Source organism: Rhizobium bangladeshense (genome assembly GCF_001662075.1).
GTDB lineage: Bacteria > Pseudomonadota > Alphaproteobacteria > Rhizobiales > Rhizobiaceae > Rhizobium > Rhizobium bangladeshense_B.
This window is the reverse complement of sequence record NZ_LYPL01000104.1, coordinates 1-852: the sequence shown is the minus strand read 5'-3', so window position 1 is coordinate 852 and position 852 is coordinate 1. Positions and strand designations below refer to the sequence as shown.

Below are 852 nucleotides of genomic sequence, written 5' to 3'. Positions count from 1 at the left end.
GCGCTAAATTGCGGAAGCTATCGCGCTTTTCTAATGTCAGGCAGTCCGTCATAGACCGGATCATGCATGGCTGGTCGCCGCAGCAGATCGCCGGCCGAATGCGGCTAGAGCGACATCCTGTCTCGGTGAGCCACGAAACGATCTACAAGTTCGCGTATTCCGCCGATGGTCAGGCGATAAAGTTGTGGCGACATTTGCCCGAACACCGGGCCCGGCGTAGACCGCGTCACGCCAGACGCAAACACGGTCAACGGTTTAGCCCGGAGCTCAACATTCTGCGCCGGCCCGACGCGGTTGCTGATCGAAAGCAATTCGGGCACTGGGAATGCGATCTCATTCAGTTCCGCAAGAAGTTCGGGAAAGCCAATGTGACGTCGCTTGTCGAGCGAGTGAGCCGCTTTGCCATCTTCCTGCGTAACAATGATCGGCAATCCCGGCCGGTCATGGACGGTCTAGTCCAGGCATTGCAAGCCCTGCCCCATCTCGCACGTCGCTCCATCACTTTTGATCGCGGCACGGAGTTCACCGATTGGCCCTATCTGCAGGCCAGTATCGGCACCCAAACCTGGTTCTGCGACCCACAATCGCCCTGGCAAAAAGGTACGGTCGAAAACACCAACAGACGAGCCCGCAAATGGCTACCGAGAGAGGTTGATCCACTCTCCGTCAGCGATGCCGACCTTATCGAGATCTGCAATCGGCTGAACACTACGCCACGCAAATGCCTTGGCTATCGAACGCCGGCAGAGGTCTTTCGAAAGAAACTGCTCGCGCAGATTCGTTATGCTGGTTAGTTTGGCCGACCCCGCAAGTCGCGCTTCAACATGAACTCACACGGCTATTTAGTAATGC

1 protein-coding gene is annotated in these 852 nt (G+C 56.9%); it reads left to right on the top strand.

Annotated elements, in window-relative coordinates; translation table 11 throughout:
- Positions 1-794: IS30 family transposase (locus tag A7X77_RS31695; protein ID WP_064686703.1), on the top strand; the 794-nt coding region annotated here is incomplete at its 5' end.
- Between the last annotated feature and the right edge of the window lie 58 nt (positions 795-852).